The following is an 8,266-nucleotide window of genomic DNA, read 5'->3' on the forward strand; positions in this document are numbered from 1 at the left end:
TGGCCGCGCATCCGACGCGCCGCAGTACGCCGTACAAGAGATCGCCGCGCGACCGGCCTGATCGGTCGCTTCATTGCAGCAAAAAAAATCGCAGGAGACATTTCGATGAAATCGTGGATACGTTTTCGGCTTGCCCATGGCCGGATTGGTTTCGGCGTGCTGGAAAACCATCGCGTCACTGAATACGAAGGGGACATGTTCGGTGACGCCGTCCCAAGCGCCAACGTCCTGAGCGTCGATGACGTGACGCTGCTCAATCCATGTGTTCCTACCAAGGTGGTCGCGTTGTGGAACAACTTCCGCGCGCTGTCGGAGAAACTCGGCAAGGCCGCGCCGTCCCATCCGCTGTTTCTGATCAAGCCCTCCACTTCGGTGATTGGCCCGGGCGAACCCATCCAGCGGCCGCAAGCCTACGCCGGCAAGATCGCCTACGAAGGGGAACTCGCGATCGTGATCGGCAAGCGCTGCCGCAACGTCCCGGTAGACGAGGCGAACGACTACATTTTCGGTTACACGTGCATCAACGACGTGACGGCGGCCGAACTCCTGAACGAAGACCCCAACTTTGCACAATGGTGCCGCTCGAAGGGTTTCGATACGTTCAGTTGCATCGGTCCTGCGATCCAGCGTGATTTCGACTGGCGGAATGCGCACGTCGTGACGCGGCTCGACAACGTCGAGCGGCAGAACTATTCGCTGTCGGACATGATCTTTTCGCCCGCCGAACAGGTGAGCCGGATCTCGCACGATATGACGCTGTTGCCCGGCGACGTCATTGCAATCGGCACCTCGATTGGCATCGGCTCGATCAAGGACGGCTCGACGGTCGAGGTATCGATCGAAGGTATCGGCGTGCTGTCGAACACGCTGTCATCGGGGGCCTGACATGGCGATGACGATTGCAGTGCCGCGCGAAGTCCGCGCGGGCGAACGCCGCGTCGCGGCGACGCCCGAAACCGTCAGCCAGTTGCTGAAGCTCGGTTTCGCGGTGAACGTCGAAGCGGGCGCGGGCCTTAGGGCGTCATTCGACGATAACGCGTATCGCGCGGCCGGCGCACAGGTGGTCAGCGACACCCGGGCGTTGTGGGCCGATGCCGATATCGTGATCAAGGTGCGCGCGCCCGAACTGAATCCGGCGCTCGAGGCCGACGAAGCGACCTTGCTGAAAAAAGGCGCGATGCTGATCAGCTTCATCTGGCCCACGCAGAACCCGGTGCTGCTCACGCAGCTCGCCGACGGCGGCACGAGCGTGTTGGCCATGGACTGTGTGCCGCGCATTTCGCGCGCGCAGAAGCTCGATGCGCTCAGCTCGATGGCAAACATGGCCGGTTACCGCGCGGTGATCGAAGCCGCGCAGCATTTCGGGCGCGTCTTCACCGGACAGATCACCGCTGCGGGCAAGATGCCGCCCGCAAAGGTGATGGTGATCGGCGCGGGTGTCGCCGGGCTCGCTGCAATCGGTGCGGCGCGCGGCTTGGGCGCGATCGTGCGTGCGTTCGACACACGTCCTGAAGTCGAGCAGCAGGTCGAAAGCATGGGCGCCGAGTTTCTCAAGCTCGATGTCGAAGAGGAAGGCAGCGGCTCCGGCGGCTACGCGAAGCAGATGAGCGCGAAGTTCATCGAAGCAGAGATGGCGCTGTTCGCCGCGCAGGCGAAAGACGTCGACATCATCATCACCACCGCGCTGATTCCGGGCAAGCCGGCGCCCAAGCTGATCACCGCGGCGATGGTGGAGGGCATGCGGCCGGGCAGCGTGATCGTCGACATGGCCGCGGAGCAGGGCGGCAACTGCGAACTGACGCAGCCCGGCGAGGTGGTGTCGGTCAAGGGCGTGACGATCATCGGCTACACCGATTTACCGAGCCGGATGGCGACGCAATCGAGTCAGCTTTACGGCACCAACATTCGCCATCTGTTGACCGATCTGACGCCGCAGAAGGATGGTGTGGCCCGCATCGACATGGATGACGACGTGATGCGCGGCGCGACCGTCGTGTATCAAGGCGCTGTCAGCTGGCCGCCGCCCCCGCCGAAACAGGCCGCGATCGCCGCGCATCGGCCGCCGCCCGAGAAGCCCGCGGCGAGCCCCGTCGATCCCGAGGAACAAGCGGCCGCTGCGGCTCGCTCGCGGTACACATCGCTCGTCTTGCTGGCGATCGCGGCGTTCGCGCTGCTCGCGCTCGGCGCGGTCGCACCGCCCGCATTCGTCGCGCACCTGACGGTGTTCGTGCTAGCGGTGTTCGTCGGCTACCAGGTGGTCTGGAATGTGACGCCGGCGCTGCACACGCCGCTGATGAGCGTGACCAACGCGATCAGCGGAATCATCGTGATTGGCGCGCTGCTGCAACTCGGCACGCCGAATGTGCTGGTAACGGTGCTGGGCGGCGTCGCTTTGCTGGTTGCCACGATCAACATCGCGGGCGGGTTTCTCGTGACCCAACGCATGTTGAAGATGTTCCAGCGCAACTAAGGAGTGGTCATGCTGAACGGAATCGGCAACATTGCGTATTTGGGCGCGAGCACGCTGTTTATCCTGAGTTTGCGCGGACTGAGTCATCCGACGAGCGCGCGCCGCGGCAATCTGTATGGCGCGGCGGGCATGCTGATCGCAGTCGTTGCGACGCTGATCATCGCACAGGGCGCGGGGATCGAAGTCGTATTGGCGGCGGCCGTGATCGGCGCAGCGGTCGGCGCGCTGCTGGCGCGGCGGGTCGAGATGACCCAGATGCCGCAACTGGTCGCGATATTGCATAGCTTTGTCGGGCTGGCCGCGGTGCTGATCGGCTTTACCAACTATCTGATGCCGGCCGGCGAGTTCGGCGGCGCGGAGCGGGTGATTCACCTGTCCGAGATTTATCTTGGCGTGTTTATAGGCACCATCACGTTCACCGGTTCGATCGTCGCGTTCCTGAAGCTGCAGGGCACGATTAGCGGCAAACCGCTTGTGATACCGGGCCGGCATCTGCTGAACCTGCTTGTGCTGGTGCTGTGCGTGGCAATCGGCTACCGGTTTCTCTCGGTGCCGTCGGGCGCGGAAGGCATCGGGGCATTGCTCGTGATGATCGTGCTCGCCGCGGCGCTCGGTGTGCATCTGGTGATGGCCATCGGCGGCGCGGACATGCCGGTGGTCGTGTCGATGCTGAACAGTTACTCAGGTTGGGCCGCCGCGGCCACGGGCTTCATGCTGAGCAACGACCTGTTGATTACGACCGGCGCGCTGGTCGGTTCGAGCGGCGCGATCCTGAGCTACATCATGTGCCGCGCGATGAACCGCAGTTTCATCTCGGTGATTCTCGGCGGCTTCGGCGCGGCGAGCGGAACGAGTTCGGCGGATATCGCGGGGGAGGTGGTGGCGACCAGCGTCGACGAAGTCAGCGCGATTCTGCGCGACGCCTCCGAGGTCATCATCGTGCCGGGCTACGGGATGGCCGTGGCGCAGGCGCAGACGACGATCAGCGAAATCACGCGCAAGCTTGACAGTCTCGGCGTGCGGGTGCGTTTTGGCATCCATCCAGTCGCCGGACGCTTGCCGGGCCACATGAACGTGCTCCTTGCCGAAGCGAAGGTGCCGTACGACATCGTGCTCGAAATGGATGAGATCAACGAAGACTTCACCAACACGGACGTGGTGCTCGTGATCGGCGCAAACGACATCGTGAACCCTGGTGCGCTCGAAGATCCGGGCAGTCCGATTGCGGGGATGCCGGTGCTCGAAGTGTGGAAAGCGCGCACGGTGGTCGTGTCGAAACGCAGCATGGCGACCGGTTATGCGGGCGTGGACAATCCGCTCTTCTACAAGGACAACACCCGGATGCTGTTCGGCGACGCGAAGGGCAGCGTCGACGCATTGCTCAGACAACTTGACGCTTGACCGGCTGTTGCCGCGCTCGCTCGCCCGCCACCTCACCTTACTGACCCGTTATGATCCGCCTACGCAAAGCAAAGATCGTCGCGACCCTCGGCCCCGCGACCTCCGATCTCGAAACGATTACCCAACTTTTTCACGCCGGCGCCGATGTATTCCGGCTGAATTTCAGTCACGGCTCGCACGAGGACCATCGGCGGCGCTATGAGCTGGTTCGCGAGGTCGAGCGTGCTTCGGGCCGGCCCATTTCGATTCTGGCAGACATGCAGGGACCGAAGCTGCGCGTCGGCCCGTTCGCCGAGGGCAAGGTGATGCTCGTGACGGGCGCCGAATTTGCGCTCGACCGGAACCCGGCGGACGGCGACGTCAATCGCGTATGCCTGCCCCATCCGGAACTCTTCGACGTCGTCGCCGCCGGCCAGTCGCTGCTGCTCGATGACGGCAAACTGCGCCTGGAAGTGCTCGACAATGACGGCGAGCGGATCCGTACCCGCGTATTGCACGGAGGAACGCTGTCGGATCGAAAAGGAGTGAATGTTCCCGACGCGATTCTGCCGATTCCCGTGCTGACCCAGAAAGACCTGATCGATCTGGAATTTGCGTTGTCGCTCGGCGCCGACTGGATTGCGCTGTCGTTCGTACAGCGTCCGGAGGATTTGATCGACGCGCGCGAACTCATTGGAGCGCGCGCCGGGCTGATGGTCAAGCTGGAAAAGCCGGCAGCGCTTGATCGGCTCGATGAGATCGTGAATGCGGCCGATGCGGTGATGGTCGCTCGCGGCGACCTCGGCGTCGAGCTTCCGCCCGAACGCGTGCCGGGCGCGCAGAAGCGCATTCTTCGATCCTGCCGCAGCCACGGCAAGCCGGTGATCATCGCGACGCAGATGCTCGAATCGATGATTTCAGCACCGGTGCCCACGCGCGCCGAGGCATCGGACGTCGCGACGGCGATCTACGATGGCGCGGATGCCGTCATGCTGTCTGCGGAGTCGGCCAGCGGCGGCTTTCCTGTGCAGGCCGTGGCGATGATGGAGCGGATCATCAAGGAGGTCGAACATGATCCGCTCTACCGGAGCCTGCTCGATGCTCAGCATGAACTTCCGCTGGGCACCCCGGGAGACGCAATCTGCGCGGCACTGCGCGATGTCGCGCAGACCATCGCTGCGGTTGCGACGGTCACGTACACGACGTCCGGACACACCAGCCTGCGGGCCGCCCGTCAGCGTCCGGTCGCGCCGATTCTCAGCATCACGCCGAAGCTGTCGACGGCGCGGCGTCTTGCGCTGGTGTGGGGCGTGCATTCCACAGTCAGCCCTGACGTCGAATCGGTCGACGAGATGGTGAGTGCCGCGTGCAGCATCGCCGTGAGACAGGGCTTTGCAAATTCAGGCGACCCGGTGGCGATCGCGGCAGGCATGCCGTTCGGCGAATCTGGTACCACCAATTTGCTGCGAATCGCCAGAGTCTAGCCGACGCCGCACGCAAGGTGGAAGGGTAGCCGGAGATAAATGGCCGGAGCGCTTGCGATCGTGCGCGGGCGCGCTCGCAGCGACTGCAAAGTTTCGGGGAGGTATTAACGATAGCTAATATAACGCAGAAGAAACTTTAACTTTTGTTAATTGTTGAAGCCGCCCATCATGGTTCAATCGCCATGACAGTTCAGCCTTGACATGCAGGTGTTTTGATCAGGCAAGCAAACAAGTCAATAGACGGAGACAGAGAACGTGTTACAGACTGACACAGCCTTCAGCGGCTATACGGCGCGGCGGCATAACCGCTGGGTCCAGCTGGCAGCCGGCATCGCCTGCATGGGTCTTATAGCGAACCTTCAATACGCATGGACCCTGTTTGTCATCCCGATGGACGCCAAACACCACTGGGGGCAAGCCGCCATCCAGCTGGCGTTTTCGATTTTCATCGTCACCGAGACCTGGCTGGTGCCTGTCGAGGGTTGGCTCGTCGACAAGTTCGGTCCTCGTCCTGTCGTCATCGGCGGGTCGATCTGCGCGGGTTTGGGCTGGATTCTCGACGCCTATGCGCCGAATCTGCCGGTGCTCTACGTCGCCGCCGTGATTGCCGGTATCGGAGCAGGATGCGTCTACGGCACCTGTGTGGGCACGGCGCTCAAGTGGTTTCCCGACCGGCGCGGTTTGGCCGCCGGTCTGACCGCGGCGGGCTTCGGCGCCGGCGCGGCGCTGACGGTGATCCCGATCTCCAACATGATCCAGAGCGCCGGGTACGAGCATGCATTTGTGTTCTTCGGCGTGTTCCAGGGTGTCTGCATCCTGCTGCTGGCAACCTTGCTGGTGCGCCCGAAGCCGCCGGCGCATGCGGCTGGGGTCAGGCGCATCGTCGCAACGAAGACCGATTACACGACGAAGCAGATGATTCGCGCACCGCTTTTCTGGGTGATGTACGCCATGTTTGTGTGCGTCGCGGCAGGCGGCATCATTGCCACAGCGGAGATCGGTCCGATCGCGAAGGAGTATGGCTTTGCGGCTATGCCGGTCAGCGTGCTGAGCGTGACGTTGCCGCTGCTGACGATGACGCTGTCGATCAACAATATGTGCAACGGTTTCACGCGCCCGCTATGCGGTTGGATCTCCGACCGGATCGGCCGTGAGAACACCATGTTCATGACCTTTATCGGCGAAGCGCTGGCGCTGCTGGGGCTGATGCACTTCGGTCATAACCCGTACCTGTTCGTGCTGTTTTCCGGGCTCGTGTTCCTGTGTTACGGCGATATTTTCTCGAATTTCCCCGCGACGTGTGCCGACACGTTCGGCGCCAAATACGCGGCGGGGAATGCCGGTACGCTTTATACCGCCAAAGGGACTGCCGCCATGCTAGTGCCTGTGGCTTCGCTGTTGTCCGCGCACGGTGGATGGAACGCGGTGTTCATCTTCGTTGCGTGTATTTCCTTGATGGCCGGTGTGTCGGCGAAGTTCATCCTGTATCCGATGCGACGCCGCTGGATTCTGAACTCCGCTGCGCCCAGCACGGCACCGGAAAGCCGCTTTCGACCGTCGCCTCTCGGTTCGCACGAGTGAGCGCCGCTGAAGCAGTGCGTGTTCGGCGTGCAATGCGGGATCAGAACGTGAAGGCATCTCAGGGCCGCTCTGCAGGAGACTATCTTGGCCGATTCGAATGAGTTGATTGAGCGGCATATCCGCCGTGGTGGCTCCCTGCTTGCCGTGCTGCACGCGATCCAGGACGACGTCGGCTTCGTGCCGCCTGCCGCCGTCGCGCAGCTGGCGCGGGCGATGAACCTGTCGCGCGCGGAAGTGCACGGTGTCATCACCTACTACCATCACTTCCGCACGCAACCCGCGGCGCCCGTTACGGTGCACCTGTGCCGCGCCGAAGCATGCCGCAGCATGGGCACCGAGGCGCTCGCGCAGCACATCGAGGCACGCACGGGCTGCCGCTTCGACGCCGGCCATCGGAATGACGCGGCCGTGGGCCTCGAATCGGTGTACTGCCTCGGCCAGTGTGCGCTGTCGCCGGCGCTGATGATCAACGGCACGCTGCACGCGAAGGTTACGCCGCAGAAGTTCGACGCACTGCTTGATACTGCTGAGGTCGCGCTCAGGGGCGCGCAACGTGCGGAGGAACCGGTATGACACGCATCTATGTCCCTCGCGATTCCGCGGCGCTCGCGCTCGGCGCGGACGCGCTCGCCGGTGCGATCGCTGACGAAGCCGCACGCCGCGGCATTGCAATCGAACTGGTCCGCAACGGTTCGCGCGGTTTGCTGTGGCTCGAACCGCTCGTCGAAGTTGCGACGGCTGAAGGCCGAGTCGGCTATGCAAACGTCGAAGAGAGCGACGTTGCCGCGCTGTTCGACGCCGGCTTCATCGAAGGTGGCGAGCACGCCCGCCGTGTCGGTGTGGTCGATGACATCCCGTATCTGAAGAAGCAACAGCGCCTGACCTTCGCGCGCATCGGCATCACCGATCCGCTTTCCGTCGACGACTACGTCGCCCACGGCGGCCTCGAAGGGCTCAAGCAAGCCCTACAAACCGACGGCGACGCCGCCTGTGAAGCGCTGATCGAATCCGGCCTGCGCGGCCGCGGCGGTGCAGCTTTCCCCGCCGGCATCAAATGGCGCACGGTACGCGGCGCGAAAGCGGCGCAGAAATACATCGTCTGCAATGCGGACGAAGGCGACTCCGGCACCTTCTCCGACCGTCTCGTGATGGAAAGCGACCCGTACGTGCTGATCGAAGGGATGATCATTGCGGGCGTCGTGACCGGTGCGACAGTCGGCTATATCTACGTGCGCAGCGAATATCCGCACTCGATCGCGACGCTCGAAGCCGCGATCGCCAAAGCGCGCGCCGCCAGTTGGCTGGGCGACAGCGTGCTCGGCTCGGCGGCGCATCGCTTCGAACTGTTCGT

General features: G+C 63.3%; 6 protein-coding genes and 1 pseudogene. All 7 read left to right on the forward strand.

Annotated elements, in window-relative coordinates; all coding sequences use genetic code 11:
- Nucleotides 1–105 precede the first annotated feature (105 nt).
- Complete coding sequence (locus M0D67_RS16770) at nucleotides 106–885, forward strand: fumarylacetoacetate hydrolase family protein (RefSeq protein ID WP_154567562.1); 780 nt, start codon at nucleotides 106–108, stop codon at nucleotides 883–885.
- A 1-nt stretch (nucleotide 886) separates the two neighbouring features.
- Complete coding sequence (locus M0D67_RS16775; RefSeq protein WP_266239204.1) at nucleotides 887–2,470, forward strand: Re/Si-specific NAD(P)(+) transhydrogenase subunit alpha; 1,584 nt, start codon at nucleotides 887–889, stop codon at nucleotides 2,468–2,470.
- A gap of 9 nt (nucleotides 2,471–2,479) precedes the next feature.
- Nucleotides 2,480–3,871: a Re/Si-specific NAD(P)(+) transhydrogenase subunit beta gene (pntB, locus tag M0D67_RS16780; RefSeq protein WP_154567560.1), complete on the forward strand. Its 1,392-nt coding sequence runs from the start codon at nucleotides 2,480–2,482 to the stop codon at nucleotides 3,869–3,871.
- A gap of 50 nt (nucleotides 3,872–3,921) precedes the next feature.
- Nucleotides 3,922–5,334, forward strand: a complete 1,413-nt coding sequence (gene pyk / locus M0D67_RS16785; protein WP_154567559.1) for a pyruvate kinase — start codon at nucleotides 3,922–3,924, stop codon at nucleotides 5,332–5,334.
- Between the two features lie 255 nt (nucleotides 5,335–5,589).
- Nucleotides 5,590–6,915: an oxalate/formate MFS antiporter gene (gene oxlT / locus M0D67_RS16790; RefSeq protein WP_266239205.1), complete on the forward strand. Its 1,326-nt coding sequence runs from the start codon at nucleotides 5,590–5,592 to the stop codon at nucleotides 6,913–6,915.
- Nucleotides 6,916–6,999: 84 nt separating this feature from the next.
- Nucleotides 7,000–7,488: an NAD(P)H-dependent oxidoreductase subunit E gene (locus M0D67_RS16795; protein ID WP_266239206.1), complete on the forward strand. Its 489-nt coding sequence runs from the start codon at nucleotides 7,000–7,002 to the stop codon at nucleotides 7,486–7,488.
- Nucleotides 7,485–8,266 (forward strand): annotated as a pseudogene (locus M0D67_RS16800) (formate dehydrogenase); the annotation flags it as partial. The gene M0D67_RS16795 and the pseudogene M0D67_RS16800, both read left to right, overlap by 4 nt.

Source organism: Paraburkholderia sp. SECH4, from assembly GCF_030511745.1.
Classification (GTDB): Bacteria; Pseudomonadota; Gammaproteobacteria; order Burkholderiales; family Burkholderiaceae; genus Paraburkholderia; species Paraburkholderia madseniana.